General features: G+C 63.9%; 14 protein-coding genes. 5 read left to right on the top strand and 9 right to left on the bottom strand.

Features of this window, described 5'->3' with window-relative positions; all coding sequences use genetic code 11:
- Positions 1–10: 10 nt before the first annotated feature.
- Together BUS42_RS38875 and BUS42_RS38870 are read right to left on the bottom strand one after the other, a co-directional pair.
- The gene (locus BUS42_RS38875; RefSeq protein ID WP_143206680.1) at positions 11–1,231 is read right to left on the bottom strand and encodes an LbetaH domain-containing protein; all 1,221 of its coding nucleotides are present in this window, start codon (positions 1,229–1,231) and stop codon (positions 11–13) included.
- 818 nt (positions 1,232–2,049) lie between these two features.
- A complete protein-coding gene (locus BUS42_RS38870; RefSeq protein ID WP_143206679.1) occupies positions 2,050–3,540 on the bottom strand; it encodes a hypothetical protein in 1,491 nt (496 codons plus the stop codon).
- A gap of 262 nt (positions 3,541–3,802) precedes the next feature.
- Between BUS42_RS38870 and BUS42_RS38865 the strand changes: the two genes are divergently transcribed.
- The 3 genes from BUS42_RS38865 (at position 3,803) to BUS42_RS38855 (ending at position 9,172) form a co-directional block, all read left to right on the top strand.
- The gene (locus tag BUS42_RS38865; RefSeq protein WP_074316813.1) at positions 3,803–4,510 is read left to right on the top strand and encodes an FKBP-type peptidyl-prolyl cis-trans isomerase; all 708 of its coding nucleotides are present in this window, start codon (positions 3,803–3,805) and stop codon (positions 4,508–4,510) included.
- Between the two features lie 240 nt (positions 4,511–4,750).
- The gene (locus tag BUS42_RS38860) at positions 4,751–7,690 is read left to right on the top strand and encodes a PSD1 and planctomycete cytochrome C domain-containing protein (RefSeq protein WP_074316811.1); all 2,940 of its coding nucleotides are present in this window, start codon (positions 4,751–4,753) and stop codon (positions 7,688–7,690) included.
- Between the two features lie 48 nt (positions 7,691–7,738).
- On the top strand, positions 7,739–9,172 hold the full coding sequence (locus BUS42_RS38855; protein ID WP_074316809.1) for a DUF1501 domain-containing protein: 1,434 nt from the start codon (positions 7,739–7,741) through the stop codon (positions 9,170–9,172).
- A 14-nt stretch (positions 9,173–9,186) separates the two neighbouring features.
- Here the strand turns inward: BUS42_RS38855 and BUS42_RS38850 are convergent, their stop codons facing one another.
- From BUS42_RS38850 to BUS42_RS38820, 7 genes are all read right to left on the bottom strand, one after another.
- A complete protein-coding gene (locus BUS42_RS38850; RefSeq protein ID WP_074316808.1) occupies positions 9,187–9,786 on the bottom strand; it encodes a methyltransferase family protein in 600 nt (199 codons plus the stop codon).
- Positions 9,787–9,980: 194 nt separating this feature from the next.
- Complete coding sequence (locus tag BUS42_RS38845; RefSeq protein ID WP_074316806.1) at positions 9,981–10,883, bottom strand: PI-PLC domain-containing protein; 903 nt, start codon at positions 10,881–10,883, stop codon at positions 9,981–9,983.
- Positions 10,880–11,461, bottom strand: a complete 582-nt coding sequence (locus BUS42_RS38840; RefSeq protein ID WP_074316804.1) for an O-methyltransferase — start codon at positions 11,459–11,461, stop codon at positions 10,880–10,882. Before BUS42_RS38840 ends, BUS42_RS38845 begins: the two co-directional genes overlap by 4 nt.
- Before the next feature lie 56 nt (positions 11,462–11,517).
- Positions 11,518–11,826 carry a hypothetical protein gene (locus BUS42_RS38835; protein WP_074316802.1) on the bottom strand — a complete coding sequence of 103 codons (309 nt, stop codon included), beginning with the start codon at positions 11,824–11,826 and terminating at the stop codon, positions 11,518–11,520.
- Between the two features lie 170 nt (positions 11,827–11,996).
- Positions 11,997–12,602, bottom strand: coding sequence for an amino acid kinase family protein (locus BUS42_RS38830; RefSeq protein WP_074316800.1), 606 nt, complete (start codon positions 12,600–12,602; stop codon positions 11,997–11,999).
- A complete protein-coding gene (locus BUS42_RS38825; protein ID WP_074316798.1) occupies positions 12,599–13,657 on the bottom strand; it encodes a hydantoinase/oxoprolinase family protein in 1,059 nt (352 codons plus the stop codon). The genes BUS42_RS38830 and BUS42_RS38825 overlap by 4 nt, the downstream gene beginning before the upstream one ends.
- Positions 13,650–14,723: an ATP-grasp domain-containing protein gene (locus tag BUS42_RS38820; RefSeq protein ID WP_254054089.1), complete on the bottom strand. Its 1,074-nt coding sequence runs from the start codon at positions 14,721–14,723 to the stop codon at positions 13,650–13,652. Before BUS42_RS38820 ends, BUS42_RS38825 begins: the two co-directional genes overlap by 8 nt.
- A gap of 4 nt (positions 14,724–14,727) precedes the next feature.
- Between BUS42_RS38820 and BUS42_RS38815 the strand changes: the two genes are divergently transcribed.
- Positions 14,728–15,519 carry a HisA/HisF-related TIM barrel protein gene (locus BUS42_RS38815; protein ID WP_074316796.1) on the top strand — a complete coding sequence of 264 codons (792 nt, stop codon included), beginning with the start codon at positions 14,728–14,730 and terminating at the stop codon, positions 15,517–15,519.
- Between the two features lie 248 nt (positions 15,520–15,767).
- Positions 15,768–17,132, top strand: coding sequence for an RNA polymerase sigma factor (locus BUS42_RS38810; RefSeq protein ID WP_074316794.1), 1,365 nt, complete (start codon positions 15,768–15,770; stop codon positions 17,130–17,132).
- The last annotated feature ends 57 nt before the right edge of the window (positions 17,133–17,189 follow it).

The raw sequence follows: 17,189 nt of genomic DNA, 5'->3' as shown, positions 1-17,189 counted from the left end.
CGGTGGCCTGTCAAACCCACTCGACCGTGCCCAGAAATTGATTGTTGACGATGATCGCGCCCCGTGGAACGACGGTGCCCGGTGCGAGCGTGGAGCCGTCGACGTAGGCGTAGCGGCCGATCCTGACTCGGTCGCCGATCGTTGATCTGAAGACGACGGCCCAGGCTCCGACCCGGACGCGGTCGCCGACGACGGTCGTTTCTTCGGGGTTCTGACCCGAGTCCGAACCGCCGTGGATCACACTATGGAAACCGAAGGCGTCGCGATCTCCTAAAATCAAATCACTATGTTCAAGGCCATGAACGGTCACCCGATTGGACATCCGGGCAATTGATCCGACGAGGAAGGGACTGGCCTCGTCGGCGCGGATCGAGTCGCCACGGCCCATGACTCGATGAAGTTGCCGGGGGAAATTGGCCATCCGGACGTCGCCGATGATCCGGTTGTGGAACCTCGGCGCTGTGGTCGGCGTGCCAGCAAGGGTTGGCGTATGCGAAATCGGGTTGAACGTTGGGGCCGGCGGATTGGGACCGATGCCCCGCACCGAACGGGGTGATTCGATCGCCTGCGCCGAGTAACCCGCGGCAAGAGTCTCGTTGACGTGAATCACGTCGTTCATGAATTGAATGTCACCGCTCGTAACCGGTTCGACCTTGCCCAGGCTCTCTTGTTCCGCCTCGGCCTGTGTCCTGATGTCCATGCCCGGCTTGACTTTCATCCCGGTCGGTATCACGATCCCCGGCGCGACCCGGGCGAGACTGCTCACCATCGCTCCGGGTTGGACGGTCGCGCCATCGATGACGGCATTGAACCCAACGAACGCTGCGGCGCCCCCCGGCGCCCCAATCGTTGCGGGGCCGATGACGCTCGCGTTATGAGCCAGGATCGCCTGGTCGCCGATCACCACCCCCCCATCACGGCCGACGGCCCGGATCGCGACGTTGTCCTGCACATTGCTTGAGTTACCGATCGCGATCGTTGCCCCGCGCCGGGCGCTCACGTTCGCGAACGGACCGATGTAAACTTTGGCTCCAATGGTGATCGCCCGGACATTGCGGATGACGACGGTCGGGTCGATGAATGATGCCGTGGACGGGCCGTCGGCGGCCGCCGTGACCGGGAGGTTGGCAAGGACTGACGGATGCGATGTTGGAAGGGGGCCAACCTCGGCAGCGACGCGACGTTGGCCCGCCGGAGCCGATGCGTCCATGGCGGAACGAGTCGTGCTCAACAGTTTGCGGCACTCCAGAGACTCGACCCGCGGACTTAGGCGACTGACACTCTTCTGTCGGTTTGTCATCGGCCAACCTTCCCACGAGAATGATCGCAGCGAACGGGGCGGCGGAGGTTTTTAAGCCTGAGCAGGTAGAGCATAACACCACTTTTGACCTCATGATGTCACCGACTCGAATTCGATGGATCAGCCGTCACCCATGACGCCGGACAGCTCGGCCAACGCGAGAATGATGATCCGAAAGGACCTACCAAGCGGTCTTGTCAGCTCTCCATTGAAGCAAAAAATTAAATAGATTGAGACATGCGATAATGCGTATAATTTTGTGTGGTAGCTGGCGATGACGATCGCTCGAGCGCATCCGGTCAATCCCGACCACGCGCATTTGTATCAAGCATCACGTGTTGCCTACGCGGTGCCTTCCTGCTTGGTGAGGGAGTGCATGACCGCAAGGTAGGGTTTGCGGCGTGGCTGCTCCGCCGCGGGGGGGCACCTGGGTTTCCACCACGGCTTCATATGCCGGCCTGGACGGTGCCCGGATCGAGAAGGGCCGTCGGAGGGCTGACCATGATCGGTCCTGACCGACCCTTTGAGCCGTATCACCCTCGGCCTGGGAACGGATACCTGACACTTGCGGAATGGATCAAGGCGACAATTTCTATGGGGACTACGATTGTTAGCATGGAGTTGTATTGAGTTTTATTAGCAGAATACTTTCCGTAAAATGAGCAGCCTCGAAGGGTTGGCACCCTTCGAGGCTGGGATGAACTCGCTGAGCGGGACGTCTTCTTGGGTCTGACCGTGTGGACGCGCCGTCACTCCTGGGCGTTGGCGACTTCATCGAGCAAGCGAAGCACCTCGGCGAGAATTTTCGGCTCGGCGCCGACTTCGAGGCAGCTCGAACGGGCGCGCCAGGTCGCGTAACCACCGATCGCGTGTCGCGCGGGGGGCGGGATATAGCCGTTGTAGCCGTTGGCCAACTCGATGGTGAACGTTGGCTTCAACGGACTCTTCTGCTTGATGGCCAGGCCGGTCTCGGCGAACGTTTCGCAGGGGATGGCCGCGATCCCGAGGGTGCCGATGCGGAGCGCCTGGAGTTTGAACTCGACGACTTTGGGAAACTCGCTCAGGAGGACCGTTTCCCGCGCATAGATCTCGCCGAAGCCGCTGAGGCTTGGCTTCTTGAGACTGGCCAGCAAGTCTTTGGCGCGTTGGAGCTCCTCGGCGCTCGGCAGCCGGAGCGGCAAGGTCATCTTGGACTCGCGCATCACCAGCGGAACCGCGTCGTGATACGCGATCTTCTCGTAGGCCGCGAACGCGGCGCGGGCGACGCTGTCCGCCACGGTGTCGATGGTCAATTGCTTGTTTTGCGGCTTGCTGTAGTCGTAGCAGTGCAAGTTTCCGCTGGTTCCGTTGGAGAGGATCCCGACAAACCCAGGGTTGGATTGCTCGGCCCCGACCAGCGTTTTGAGTCGCTCGGCGAACCGGCCAAAGTAGTCGGCCGAGGCGGCATTCGGGGGCACGCCGTAGCCGGCATAGTGCATCGAATAATTGGCCAGGACCGCGAGCGGGCGTCCGTCCTTCTTCGCTTTGACGGCGACGAGCGAGACGTCGGGGTCGACCGGCGCGGTCGGTTCGATGGCGTTCGGGTTCAGGTATCCGGGATGCATCTGGACCTGGTCGTTTGTCGTTCCCCCGAATGGATTGGTGAGGGCGGTCCCGGGTTTCATCAGCCAGTCGCGGCAGAAGACTTGCGTTCGGTCCTGGCCGACGCCCCAGCCGATCTGGGCCGGTTCCCGGTTCTTGTACGCCCGGCCGACGCCGTCGACGATCCGGTCGATGAGGAAGGCGATGTAGTCGGTATCCGGCTCGGACTGGAAGACTCCGACGACCGTGGGCGCGGAGTGGGTGTGGGTGGCCGACATCAACATCCGCTCGGTCCGGATCGGCGTGATCTCGGCGATCCGGCGTTTGGCCTCGTCGAAGATCGCGCGGCTGATCAGGCAGCTATCGACGACCACGATCGCCACGGGGGCCTTGCCGTCGTCGAGCACCAGGCAGCGCGCGTGCAGTCGATCGAGGGCCGAGCCGCCTGGGCGATCGTGCATTTGCCCGTTCAAGGAGATGGGAAACCGGGTCGGGGTGATGTCCGCCGCGTAGGCGCCGGCCTGGAAGCCCGTCGGCTCGTCGGCGAGGCCGTCGGTCCCCCAGGCGACCCAGCCGGTGAGGAAGAAAAGGGCGACGATCAGGATCGACCGGCCCCCCGATCGACGTTCGTCCTTCCGGAATCTCGCACGCTGTTTCATGGAAAAGTCCTCGCTTGCGATCTGACGGGAAGCCTGGCTGACTCGGGTTCGCCCCCAGCGTATCGCTCTCGCAGGCGAGATCCCAGAGGATAGTGGCTCGAGGTCTCAGATGCCGATATTCCTTGAAATGATCTCATGACCGCTCTCGTCACGTTCGAGGTCTGGTCTCGGGTTCTGGTCGGTTGTAAGATAGACGGTTTGCCACAGGGCGAACCCTGCGGCCAGATTGGGCGAGCGCTACCAGAAAAGATAAGGACAACGGATGAAGGGTTTCATCATCGCCACGGCGGGTCTGGCCCTCATCGCCGTCACGGCGTTGGGTCAGGCCGAGAAAGCCGCGCCTGCCGGCGGCGGTACGGCCGGTGGGAAAGACTTGAAGCAGAAGGCCAGCTACGGAATCGGCGTTGGCATCGGCAAGTCGTTCAAGTCGCAGTCGGTTGACATCGACACGGACGCGCTGGCGAAGGGGATCAAGGACTCGATGGAGGGCAAGCCTGCCCTGACCGAAGAGCAGATCCGTGAAGTCTTGATCGCCTTCCAGGAAGAGATGCTCGGTAAGGTCAAGAAGGAGAGCGAAGCGTTCTTGGCCAAGAACGCGACCCAGAAGGGCGTTCAGGTGACCAAGAGCGGTCTCCAGTACCAGATCCTCAAGGAAGGCACCGGCAAGTCGCCGAAGCCGACCGACAGCGTTTCGGTCAACTACGTTGGCAAACTGATCAACGGCACCGAATTCGACAGCTCGGTCAAGGCCGGCATGCCGGTGAGCTTCCAGGTCGACCAGGTGATCAAGGGTTGGACAGAGGCCCTTCAGCTCATGAAAAAAGGCTCGAAGTTCCGGCTCTTCATCCCCTCCGAGCTCGCCTACGGCGCCCGGCCCCCGGGCAGCGGGACGATCCGCCCCAACGACGCTCTGATCTTTGACGTCGAGTTGGTCGACATCAATGCTCCGGCCGCCGGGGCTCCCAAGTAATCCCACCGATCGACACCTCCTCCTGGCGGCTGGCAGCGCTCAGTCGCCGGGGGATCGACCCCTCAACTCTCGCCAGGGCGACTTGCTTGGCGGGAGGAGGAGGTCGAAAACCTGATTGATTGCAACGTCGACTGCACTGCGCTCCGGATCACTTCGATCGGAACCAGGTCGGCCCCCTCAACCGACCACGGCATCGTCGGGTCTCGTCGCGGGGCCGCGATTGATGATGGAGTCCGTCTCATGGCGCGAGCGACGAGCCCGATCCTCCCGTGCTTGACCGTCGTTCTCCTCGGTTGCTTCGGTCTCTCGGCCCACGCCGACGAGCCGGTCAAGGATCCCACGGCGCTCGAATTCTTCGAGAAGCAAGTCCGCCCGCTCTTCGTTGCACGCTGCCAGTCGTGCCATGGAGCCGAGAAGCAGAAGGGCCACCTGAGGCTCGACTCGCGCGATGCGATTCTGGCCGGCGGCGACACGGGTGCCGCGATCGTGCCGGGAAAGCCCGTCGAAAGCCTTTTGATCGAAGCGATCAACTACGGCGATTTGTACAAGATGCCCCCGAAGTCCAAGCTGCCGGACGCCGAGATCGCCACCTTGACCCGGTGGGTCGAGCTCGGGGCGCCTTGGCCTCAGCAGGTTACCGCGGGCCGATCCGCGGCCACCACCAGCGTTTTCGACCTCAAAAAACGCGCGGAGCATTGGAGCTTCCAACCGCTCCGAGCCTCGTCTCCCCCCGCCCCTCACCAGAGCGGTTGGATGAGGTCACCCATCGATGGCTACATTCTCTCGGCCCTCGAAGGCCGAGGACTCACGCCCGCGCCCGAGGCCGATAAGCAGACCTTGATTCGACGGCTCAGCTTCGACCTTACGGGCCTGCCTCCCACACCAGCCGAGGTCGAGGCGTTCCTGGCCGATCCATCGCCGCGGGCTTATGAGACGGTGGTCGATCGCCTGCTTGCATCCCCTGCTTATGGCGAGCGGTGGGGACGACACTGGCTCGACCTGGTCCGCTACGCGGAGACCGCGGGGCATGAGTTCGACTACGACGCCCCCGACGCCTTTCGTTACCGCGACTATGTGGTCCGGGCCCTCAACGCCGACCTTCCCTACGACCAGTTCGTCGTCGAGCACGTGGCGGGGGACCTCGTCAATCCGCCGCGGCGGCACCCGACGGCCGGTTTCAACGAATCCATCCTTGGCACTGGGTTCTATTTTCTCGGCGAGGGGACCCACTCGCCGGTCGATTTGCGCGAGGAGGAAGCGAGCCGCGTCGATAACCAGATCGACGTCCTCTCGAAAACGTTCCTCGGCCTGACCGTGGCCTGCGCCCGCTGCCACGACCACAAGTTCGACGCGATCTCGACCAAAGACTACTACGCGCTCTCCGGCTATCTTCAGAGCTCGCGACATCAGCATGCCTTTATCGACCCGCCTGGCCCCGTTCAGGCCAAGGTGGCCGAACTGGAGACGCTCAAAAGGTCGGTCAGGCAGGCCGTCGGCACGCTCTCCTCCGCCGCGCCACGCGCGAGCGGGGATGGCTCGTCGCTCCTCTTCGAGGATTTCAACGGATCAGATTATCAGGGCTGGTTTGTTTCAGGGACTGCGTTCGGGAGCCGGCCCAGCCAGGGTGAGGAGCTCTTGCTGACCTGGAAGGGGGGGACTCCGTTCGCCTCGTCGGTTGCGCCGGGGCAGGCGCATAGCGGCCTGGTCTCCGACCGGCTCGAGGGGGTGCTTCGGTCGCGGACCTTTGTGCTCGAGAAGCGGTACATTCATTGCCTGGCCTCGGGCCGCCACGGCCGTTTGAACGTGGTGATCGATGGGTTCGAGAAGATCCGGTCGCCGATCTATGGCGGGCTCACTCTCGAGGTCGGGTCCGAGCCACTGCGTTGGTTCACTTTGGACACGGAGATGTGGGCCGGCCATACCGCCTACATCGAGCTTTCGGACGGCGGGACCGTCGACTACACCCAGGCCAAAAGCCGATACGTTGATGGTTCGGGCTTCCTGGCGGTCGATGAGATTCGGTTCTCCGATCAGGCCGCCCCCCCTGCTCTTTCCGCATCCCCGGCCGTCGCGCCGGTCGACCTCAGCCGGATCGATGATTCGGGCCTCCAGCGCGACCTCGCGCGGTATCGCCAGGTGGAAGCGACGATCCCGGCCCCGACTTTGGCGTTAGCGATCGCCGACGGAACCGGGGAAGACGATCGAGTCCACATCCGCGGGAGCACGAAGACACCAGGGGAGATCGTCCCGCGGCGCTTTCTGGAAGCGATCGCCGGGAGCGAGCAACCCGCCCCCGCCGTGGGGAGCGGCCGGCTCGCGCTTGCGCGCCGGATCGTCGACCCCACGAATCCGCTCGTGGCCCGCGTGATGGTCAACCGGATCTGGAAGCACCACTTCGGCCAGGGGATCGTGCCGACTCCCGACGATTTCGGCGTCATGGGGCGGACCCCGACTCACCCCGAGTTGCTCGACGACCTTGCCGCCCGGTTCATGGCGAGCGGGTGGTCGATCAAGGCGATGCACCGGCTGATCGTCCTCTCGAGCACCTATCGGATGAGTAGCCAGCCGGTCGAGCAGGCCGAGTCGCTTGACCCGGACAACCAGCTCCTCCACCGGATGAACGTCCGCCGGCTCGAGGCCGAGGTGATTCGCGACACCTTGCTCGCCGTTTCCGGACGGCTCGACCCGACCTTGTTCGGGCCCAGCGTGCCCCCCTACCTGACGTCGTTCATGGAGGGCCGGGGCCGGCCCGCGACCTCGGGGCCGCTCGATGGCGACGGCCGCCGCAGTCTCTACATCAACGTCCGACGCAACTTTTTGAGCCCGATGTTCCTGGCCTTCGACGCCCCTTCCCCGTTCTCGACCATGGGTCGGCGCAACGTCTCGAACGTCCCCGCCCAGGCGCTGACGATGCTCAACGACCCGTTCGTCATCGGCCAGGCCACGCTCTGGTCGGAGCGGCTCTTGGCCCGTCAGCGCGCGGGAGCCACGCGTCAAGAAATCCTCAGGCAGATGTATCTCACCGCCTTTGGCCGGCCCCCGACTGAGCGGGAAACCGTCGAAGGGCTGGCGTTCCTTGATGCCCAGGCCGGGTCGTATGGAACTGCCAACGATCCCCGCGCGTGGGCCGATCTCTGCCATGTTCTTGTCAACGTCAAAGAATTTATCTACGTGAATTGATGCCGAAGGTTTCGTCTCCACCGTTTCGGGATGACCGCGAGGGCCGCCATGCACTGCAACCGTTTCCAGACCGCGCCCTACTCGCGTCGTGAGATGCTGACTCGCTGCGCCAATGGGTTCGGTGCGCTGGCGCTCACGGCGTTGCTCGACTCCCCTGCGTTTGGCGGTCAGGCCGAACCAGCGGAGTCCACGGGGGCCGCGCGTCGCACTCACTTCGCCCCCAAGGCGAAGAGCGTGATCTTCCTGTTCATGGACGGTGGGCCGTCCCAGGTGGATACGTTTGACCCGAAGCCGCGACTCGACCGGGAGCACGGTCAGCCGATCAAGGTCAAGACGCATCCGACCCAGTTCAATAACGTGGGGAACGTCCTCAAGTGCCCCTGGACGTTTCGCCACTGCGGTGAGAGCGGGATCCCGGTCAGCGACCTGTTCCGGAACGTGTCCGAGTGCGTGGACGACATGGCGATCGTACGCTCGATGGTCTCGAATTTCTCGGAACATACGAGTGCTAACTATTTCATGCACACCGGCAGCGGGCTGCAAGGGCGGCCCAGCCATGGGGCCTGGGTGACCTACGGACTCGGGAGCGAGTGCCAGGACCTGCCCGGCTTCGTGGTCCTGAACGGCGGTCTGATCCCGCCGGGGGGGGCCGACTGTTTCACCAACGGCTTTCTCCCCGCCACTTACCAGGGATCGGTTTTCAAGGCAGGTCGTGAGGCGGTGGCCAACATCGAGTCTTCCACCAACCGGTCGGCCGATGCCCAGCGCAGGAAGCTTGGGCTGTTGCGGTCGCTCGACCAGGGGGTACTCGACCGGATGGGGCATCACGACAGCCTCGAGTCGTCGATCGCCAATTACGAGCTCGCCTTCCGGATGCAGGCCGCGGTCCCGGACCTCTTGAACCTGGCGAACGAGTCGAGAGCGACCCAGGCGCTTTACGGCCTCGATGAAACCTATGAACCGACCCGGATCTACGGTCGGCAGTGTCTACTCGCCCGTCGCCTGGTCGAGCGCGGCGTGCGGTTTATCGAGTTGCTTTGCCCCAACGTCGGGGCCGACCGCTGGGATCAGCATTCGAGCCTCAAGTCGGGCCATGAGAACAACGCCCGCGCGGTCGACAAACCGATCGCCGGCCTGCTGAAAGACCTGAAGGCACGCGGTCTCCTCGAGTCGACCCTGGTCGTCTGGGCCGGCGAGTTCGGCCGTACCCCGATGGCCCAAGGGTCCGACGGCCGCGACCACAACCCCTACGGCTTCACGGTCTGGCTCGCCGGTGGCGGCATCAAAGGCGGGACGATCCATGGCGCAACCGATGACTACGGCTATCACGCCGTCGAGAACAAGGTGGAGATCCACGACCTCCACGCCACGATGCTCCACCTGCTGGGCATGGACCACACCCGGCTGACCTCCCGCTTCGGTGGTCGCGACATGAGGCTCACCGACGTCCATGGCGAGGTGGTCAAGGCAATCCTCGCCTGATCGATCGCGTTCGTTCACGACGAGGCGTGCAGCCTGGGGAATAAGAACCCGGTCCGGTCCCGATAGGCGCGGTAGGCTGCGCCGAAGCGTGCCTCGAGCTGCGCCTCCTCCGTTCGGGAGCGGACGATCAGGAGCGTGAGCGCGACACCGCCGACGATCGCGACCCACAGGCTGGCGGTGAGCAAGCTGAACGACAGGATGATCAAGAGTGCGGCAAGGTAAAAGGGATGACGCACCCAGCGGTACGGGCCGTGGGTGACGAGCGTCGCGTGCGCTCGGACTGTCACCGTATCGGTCAAGTTCGGACCGAGGGTGTGCAACACCCAGAAGAGCCAGACCCCTGCCACCAAGCCGATCGGAAGTCCCACCCAACGCAGCCAGGTCGGCAGTTCGATTTGCGACCACGCCAAGCGACGAGGCGCGAACAGATAGGCTACGATCGCCAGCATCCCCAATAATCCTGAGAGCCGCAACGCGATCAGGATAAACAGCCCCTCGTCCCGGCGACGTAGCGGCTCGCCCGTCGCCGCCCTCAAGCGGTGGTAGACCCCCACCGGCAAGAACAAGGCAATCAGCCCACCCACCGCCATCTGGAAAGAGAACTCAGAACTCATGTCATTCTCCCATCAGGTGTCAAATGACGTTTGATCCAAGACCTTGATTGGCAGAATACCACTTTGTTGTTGAGTGTGCAAAATTATTATTTTGGTTGGCCGAAAACAATAGCGTGAGCAATCCACGCGGTGGGACTCCGTCAAGCCGATTTCGACTCGATCCGCTCGCCCCCGATGCGATCGGAAGACGGAGATCAACGACCACGAAGCGCGCGGGAGATCTCGGCGTACTCATCGGTCGCGACCCAATCGACGCCGGCCTGGGCGGCGGCCTGCCAGCGGATCCGGGCGGCCTCGTCGTCGCGGAAGCGGTAGGGGCTGAGGAGCGCGGGGCCGCGGTGGCCGTTGAGGCAGTAGAACCGGGCTCGGAAGCCCTGGCGGTGGACTTGGGTCATCAGGGAGGAGAGGCGATCGCGATCTTCGTCGGTCCAAGCACCGGCCAGGGGCGGGCCGCCGGCCTCAACGTTTCCCCAATGAAACGTCAGGAAGCGGTGGTAGGCCGTTGCGGGGGCAGGCGCGTAGGCGGCGACGTCCTTCTGGAATTGGCCACCGCCGAAAACCTTGTCGCGGAAGGCACGATACGTTCCTCCCGCCGGGATTAGCGAATCGTACTGCTCCTTCGCGCGGTCGCTGCCCGTGAAGCAGACGGTCAACCTCCGGACGGTCAGGGGACTGTCGGCCGCCTTGGGAGCCGTTGAGAACCAGTCGGGATGCGCCTCGAGAAAGGCCTGGAACTGGAGGATCGCGTCGGGGTTGTCGGTCTTCCAGTCGATCGTCAACACGGTCGGCGCCTGATCCCCCCGAGGCTGCCGCCAGTGGGCTTCGAAGGCTGGTACGAGGTAGGCTTCAAGACTGGGATAGGTCAGGCCGGGCTGGGGCGTTGCATCATGCCCGACGATCAACTTCTTCTGAGCCTGATCCCAGCCCAGGTCGATCTCGATGTTGTCGATCCCGAGCGCGAGGGCTTCGACCACAGGCTCGTTGCGGGTGCTATTGGCGGGGTAGCAGTTGTGCGCTGAGACTGGTAAAGGCTTGGGAGATTCGGCCGAAACGGGGGCTGCCACGAGCAAGGCCAGGACGATTGCACGGATTTTCATCCCAGCAACTCCGTGCGGCGGATTGTCAATTCAAAGCCGTTCCCGACCGGGACGTGGCAGCTCCTGACTCCCGGCCGCGACCGCAGGTGAGCCACGAAGGAGGCGAGCTCGTCGGCGTGCGTGGTCGTATTGTCGGTCACGAGCGTGGCGGTGGGGGCGAGGAGCGGCCAAATCGCTTCGAGATAGTCGAACGACTGGCTCTTCTGGGCGTCGATGAACACGAAATCAAACGATGATCCCGGATTCATCCCCTTGAGGGTCGCGCGGGCATCCCCCGGGTAGACCGTCGCCACGTCGGCCAGGCCGGCCTCGCCCAGGTGCTTGTTGGTGGCGGCGACCTTCTTCGGATCGTGTTCGAGCGAGTGGACGCGGCCGCCGTTCTCGAGAGCGGCGGCCGCCAGGTGCAACGTCGAGAAGCCGTAGCTGGCGCCGATCTCGCAGATCGAGACACAACGGCCGAGTCGGACGAGTTGCGCCAGCAAGGCGGCCTCGTCACGAGGGATTTGCCAGTGATCGTCGACCGTCTCGCGGAGTCGATCCACCTGGTCGATCACCCGCTGGATTTGCGGTGGAAACATCAGGAGCGACTCCTACGTGGAGAGACGGTGTGAGTCTGTGTTTGGACCCGCTTCGTTTATTCGTCGAGCCGGACGTGCCGGATCTTTTCTGCGTGGAGCCAGCCGAGCAGCGATTCTTGCTCTTCGGTGATCTCGACCTCGGTCATGTTCGCCGTGTCGAGGGGAGAGACCAGGTAGAAGACCCCTTCGTCGAGCCACTTCTCGACTTCCGCGGGGGCGAACCAGTATTCGTTCTCGCCGAGTGGCGGCACTCCAGGCTCGCCGTGTGCGCTCATGAAATAGACGAGCTGGGTCCGAAGGCGGGGCGAGATTGCTCTCGGTTTGACTTCGGTACGGTCGAGGGGAACGAGTTCGGGACGAGCCATTCGTCAGCACCAATGCTTTTGATTTCGAGAGGAGGATCAAACGGACAGGGAGGACGCGACGGATCGAAAAAAACAACGAGGCCGCACTCTTCCTCGAAGCTTCGCCCGGCCGCGCCTTTTGGATTCTCTTACGCGACGGTCCCGTCGTCAAGGTGATGGGTCGACGTCGATCAAGCGGGCAGAAGGATTGGGACCGGCTGCGGGTCGCGGAGGTTGAGATAAGTGACGCACGCGAGCCGACGCGCTGCGCTCGGGAACAGGGGATCGACGAGGCCGAGCTGCGCCGCCTCGTGTCGGTCCGTCCCATGAGGAAGTGCTGTGCTCTTCACCAGGACGAGCTCAGGGCTGTCGAGCTCGACCGCGACCCGGGCCGCGATCGAGTCGGAGGTGGCTTCCCAGGTGTGGGGGATCGGCTCGGCCGACCGGGCATCCAACTCGTCGAGGAAGATCCGCGGGGCGAGGATCGGGACGAGCTTCGCGTCGGCCCAGACGGCGTTGAGCCCGTCGATCCGGTCGACCACGATCAGAGTCGGTACGATCGCGGCGAGGAGGTGCGCGGTCAGGTCGAGCGAACGCAATGCGAGGGCGTGGGAACGCTCTTGCCCGAGGTCGTGGGTCCGGTCGAGTGCGCGCACGACATCGGTGACGGGACCGCCGCCGATGACGATCACGAGCCGGTCGGCCCGCTTGGTTTGCAGGAATTGTTCGAGCGCCTCGGTCAGTTCGGGCCAGTCGAGCAGGCTGCCGCCGACTTTGATCACGACGGGCCGGCTCACGCTACGCTCGCCTGGTTCATCACGGTTTTACCGAGTTGTTCCTGGGCGAGCACCAGGAGGGCGTAGGCGCAGCCGGAGCTCGAGGCGATCGGCCCCCAGGCCTGGTCGAGGCAAACGATCGGCCCGCCTGGTTTGAGGACGCGCCGCGCCAGCCGGTGGGCGACGAATCCGCCCGAACCCGAGACGACCGCGGCCTCGGGGCGGCCGACGGTCGCAATGCAGGCGCGTTCGACGGCTGCGGTCAGCCGGCTCAGGAGACATTCATCGGCGGCCCAGGCGAACGCCTCGGCGTCCTCGTTCGAGAAGCTATCACGGTCGGCCCCAATCATCCGTGCCAGGCGATCCCGGGCGGCGTCGGCTGTGGCCGCTCGCCCATCGGCGGTCGAGTGGTCCTTGGGGTCGGGGGGAACCTCACGGAGCGTCAGGTAGACGTCGAGCGTCGAGGCGAAGAACTCCGCCGCGAGGCCGGTGGGAATCCCCCGAAACGGCAGCTCGGTCGCCAGCGAGCAGAGCGGAGTTCGGCGCACCCCGGCATAGACCAACTCGCCGGTCTGCAACCGCTCCGTGTCGGTCTGCCCCCGGGCGGCGGCTCGGCCCCCTTGCAACGGAATCAGGTCGGTGGTCGTGGTCCCGATGTCGATCAGGATCCCCGCCTGATCCGGGATGAGCCGCGCCGCGACGTTGGCCAGCGCCAGCCAGTTGGCGGCCGCGGCCACCAGCGGTTGCTGGCGAATCGACTCGACGTCGTGAAACGACCCGTCCGTGCCCCAGACATGAACCGGTCGCTCGCCGAACGCCTCAAGCGTCGCGTCGAGCACCGCATTCACGCCGACCGCCTTCGTGGGATAACAGTCGCAGAGTTCGGCGGTCATCGTCAGCGCTACCCGCTCGCTCGGCGGGAACGTGGCGGCGAGCCGCGCAAGGACTTCGTCGAGCTCATCGGGCCGCTTCCAGAGTTCGAAGGGAAGGGTTCGCGCCTGCCCCGACTCGTGCGCAGCCTTGATATTCGCTCCACCAATATCCAGCGCAATCCAGGATCCGTTCGATTCACTCACGGCTGGCCTCCCTCTCTTTCATACGATCAATTGTGCCATCCGTGTCGAAGGTCACGGAATTTTCTGATCGGACGATCCCCTCCCGTGGCCAGTCAGCCGACTCGTGAATCCCCTCCACGATGTCAATCCAGGCTTTTGCGAGGCGTCCAGGGGGCAAAAGCTGTGCCAGTCCGACGTACGAAGTGGTTGGGCGGGGATTGATTTCGAGGATCGTGACCGTTTCTCGTTCGTGATCGCGGAGGAAATCGACACCCACCAAGCCCCGGAGCCCTCGGATCGACTCGACCGCCTCTGCCAGAACCGGCGCGGGGGAGGCCTCGAGATCAGGGAGAATCCCTCCTCGATAGACAAATCTGCCTTCCTGGACCTCGACGCGTTGCCGGCCGATCGCGATCAAGCGTGCTTGACGCTCGGGGCCGATCAGAAAGGTGGCGCTGGAGGGGACTCCGGGGAGGAACGGTTGTAGCAGGGCCTCGGGGAGCGCCTTCGCCTCGTCGGGGACGAGCAATGGCCCGGGGATCAGAAAGGTATCGACGGAACCGGCGCCGTCGATCGGCTTGAGCACGGCGGGGTAGGGAAAGTCCGTGGGCAGCGGGAGTGAAGGCACGACCCGCCGAGACTGGGGCGTGGGGAATCCCCGATCGCTGAGAAAGGCCGCGAGCTGGAGCTTATCGCCGGCCAGTTCGATGGCCTCGGGGGTTGAGCCGAGCGAGCGCCCTCCCCGCCGCGCCAGGGTCCGGCTACAATCGGCCAGGGTTCCCCCGGTTTCGGGGGCGATGAGCACCGTCCAGTCGGCATCGGCCGCGCGCCGGGCCCAGGTGTCGCTCTCCTGGGTGCGACCCCCGACCCGGAAGATCGTCCAGGGGCCGGGTTCGTCGGGTAGCCGGTCATCCAGGGTCATGACCACGCGAATCCCGGGCAGACCGGCGAAGTCGGCCGCGATCGCCCTGCGCATGGCATGGCCCTCGGCGGCCCAGGACGCAGGCAAAGGCGCCCCGGCCATTCCACCACCGGTCACCCACTCGTGAACCAGGACCGTGATCCCGTTTTTCAAAGGAGCCGTCACGCCCATGCCCTTGAGGGTGATTCCCGTCCTCGACGTCAAGGACGGATGCGCCGTCCACGCCGTCGGTGGCGATCGTGCCCATTATCGGCCGCTGACGAGTGTTTTGCACTCAGACTCCGACCCCGTTGCCCTCGCCCGTGCCTTGCACGTTCAGCTCAGGTTCTGCGAAGTGTACCTCGCCGATCTCGATGCGATCGCCGGCGCGGGCCCCAATTTGCCGCTTTATCACCGATTGGCGGAACTGGGCCTCTCCGCCTGGGTCGATGCCGGCGTTCGAGACGTTTCCTCACTCCCCCCCCTGCTCGCCGCCGGCGTTCCCACAATTCTTGTGGGACTGGAGACCGTGAGTGGCCCTGAGGCGCTCCGTGCGATCGTGGAGACGGTCGGACCGGAACAGTTGGTCTTCAGCCTCGATCTCCGCAACGGGACGCCACTCACCGCCGCTCAGGCGAATTGGTGCGTGAAGGAACCAGGAGCCATTGCCGAAGAAGCGTTGGCGTTCGGGGTACGGCGGTTCCTGCTCCTGGATCTGGCCCGCGTGGGTCTTGGCCGAGGGATTGGGACTGAGCCACTGCTTCGACACCTCGCCCTGGCCGGTCCCGACCTCGAGATCACGGTCGGCGGTGGCATCTCGTCGGGAACTGAGCTTCACTCCTTGGATAAAGCCGGCGCCTCGGCGGTGCTTGTGGGGTCGGCCTTGCATGATGGGCGGATCGGGAGTCGGGAACTGGCCCAGTTTGGTTCGGAGGTGCCCCGTGGCCGCCCGCCGGGGACACCCAGATCCTCATCGATTTAGGATCGAGCCAGCATCCCCCCTCCCCCCCTGGGACCGCCATAGGCTGGTGGCGTCGTCCTGGGTCCGCCTTGAACTTTGGTTGTGACACGACCCCGGTTGCCAGGCACCGAAGCTCCCCGGAGAATCGAGGATCGGGCGTTTGCCTCCGTCTCCCTCAAAGAACAGCCGAAAATTGAAGCAGTTCCCAAACCGGGCGGACACTACTCTCTGGATGTCAGGTCAGGTCGACTCAGAGCGAGGAGCCCAAAGTGGGATCAACAGGCGTTGCCCTCGGCGAACTCACGACCTTGTTCCAACTCGGGACCGTGGGAGATGTCGACGACAGTCAACTGCTGGAGCGATTTCTCGCCGGCCGGGATCACGCGTCGGAGGCGGCGTTTGCCACGCTTGTCGAACGGCACGGCCCGATGGTCATGAGGCTCTGCCTGCGCCGGCTGGGTGACTCCCACGATGCTCAGGATGCCTTTCAAGCGACCTTCCTCGTCCTGGTCAAGCGTGCGCACTCGATCCGGAACCAGAAATCGGTGGCGAGTTGGCTGTTCGGAGTAGCCTGTCGGGTCACGTCGAGGGCCAAGCGGGACGAGGCTCGTCGCAGTTCCAAGGAGCGGCGTTCGGTCGACATATCCGGGCCGTTCAAGTCGGTTGCCGACCCTGCCGAAACGTGGCCAGAGCTCTACGAGGAAATCGACCGGCTACCGGAACGATACCGGCTGCCGATTGTGCTTCATTACCTGGAAAATTTGAGCTACGACCAGGTGGCTCAGCAGATCGGCCGCCCGCTCCGAACGGTGCAGACCCGCCTGGCACGCGGCCGAGAGCGGCTACGGACCCGGTTGATTCGCCGGGGCCTGGGGACTTCGTTCGGCCTGCTGATCGCATCTCATGCCAAGGATGGATTCACGTCCGAGACTTGCCGCGCATTCGCCTGGAATGTGGCTCGGACGGCAAGCCGATTCACGACGGGTTCCGTTTCGCACTTCGCGTCGGCCAAGGTGGTCTCGATGGCCTATGGAGTTAATCGAATCATGTTTATGAACAAGGTTGCTTCGGGGGCGATGCTGGTTTTGGCGATGGGAGGGATCGGGGTTGGTGCGGTGGTGTTCGCACAGCAAGGTCGGGGAGACAAGCCGGCCACCGATCAAAATCAGCCAAAGTCTTCAAAAGCGGCCCGAACTGACTTCGGTGAGGTCGGTCCCGTCTCGGTTGAAAGTAAGAATCGATTGATTCACAAGATGCTTGATGAGGAGATTGAGGCGGATTTTGAGAATATTCCGCTGGGAGATTTGCTCAAGCATATCAAAAAATCTTCGACTGGGCCGAATGATAACGGAATTCCCATCTACGTCGAACCGGCCGGCCTCTCGGAGGCCGGCCAGACGATGGAATCACCACGGTCGATCAGCGTCGCGACGAAAATCAAGATTCGTGATTTGCTCACGATGGCACTCAGTCACGACGGTCTCTCGTTTGCTGTGAAGGATGGATTGCTCATCATCGATTCGAGGACGGCGATCGCTCAAATCCGGCTCGAAGATCGACTCGATGGGCTCGAGTCCAAGCTCGATCGAATCCTTAAGGCGGTCGAGGGAAGGGCGAAGCCGCCAGCACAGTGACCGGCGAACGCCTGGCGATGGCGACCGCGGACAACAAGTTGTCCGGGCTAACCAATT

This window comes from Singulisphaera sp. GP187 (assembly GCF_900129635.1).
Taxonomy (GTDB): Bacteria; Planctomycetota; Planctomycetia; order Isosphaerales; family Isosphaeraceae; genus Singulisphaera.
This window is presented reverse-complemented; position numbering and strand designations above follow the sequence as displayed.

Bases quoted from the DNA above. Each gene is read 5' to 3' on its own strand.
- BUS42_RS38870 (WP_143206679.1), bottom strand. From the start codon at position 3,540: ATGAAACAGCGTGCGAGATTCCGGAAGGACGAACGTCGATCGGGGGGC.
- BUS42_RS38865 (WP_074316813.1), top strand. From the start codon at position 3,803: ATGAAGGGTTTCATCATCGCCACGGCGGGTCTGGCCCTCATCGCCGTC.
- BUS42_RS38860 (WP_074316811.1), top strand. From the start codon at position 4,751: ATGGCGCGAGCGACGAGCCCGATCCTCCCGTGCTTGACCGTCGTTCTC.
- BUS42_RS38855 (WP_074316809.1), top strand. From the start codon at position 7,739: ATGCACTGCAACCGTTTCCAGACCGCGCCCTACTCGCGTCGTGAGATG.
- BUS42_RS38850 (WP_074316808.1), bottom strand. From the start codon at position 9,786: ATGAGTTCTGAGTTCTCTTTCCAGATGGCGGTGGGTGGGCTGATTGCC.
- BUS42_RS38845 (WP_074316806.1), bottom strand. From the start codon at position 10,883: ATGAAAATCCGTGCAATCGTCCTGGCCTTGCTCGTGGCAGCCCCCGTT.
- BUS42_RS38840 (WP_074316804.1), bottom strand. From the start codon at position 11,461: ATGTTTCCACCGCAAATCCAGCGGGTGATCGACCAGGTGGATCGACTC.
- BUS42_RS38835 (WP_074316802.1), bottom strand. From the start codon at position 11,826: ATGGCTCGTCCCGAACTCGTTCCCCTCGACCGTACCGAAGTCAAACCG.
- BUS42_RS38815 (WP_074316796.1), top strand. From the start codon at position 14,728: ATGCCCTTGAGGGTGATTCCCGTCCTCGACGTCAAGGACGGATGCGCC.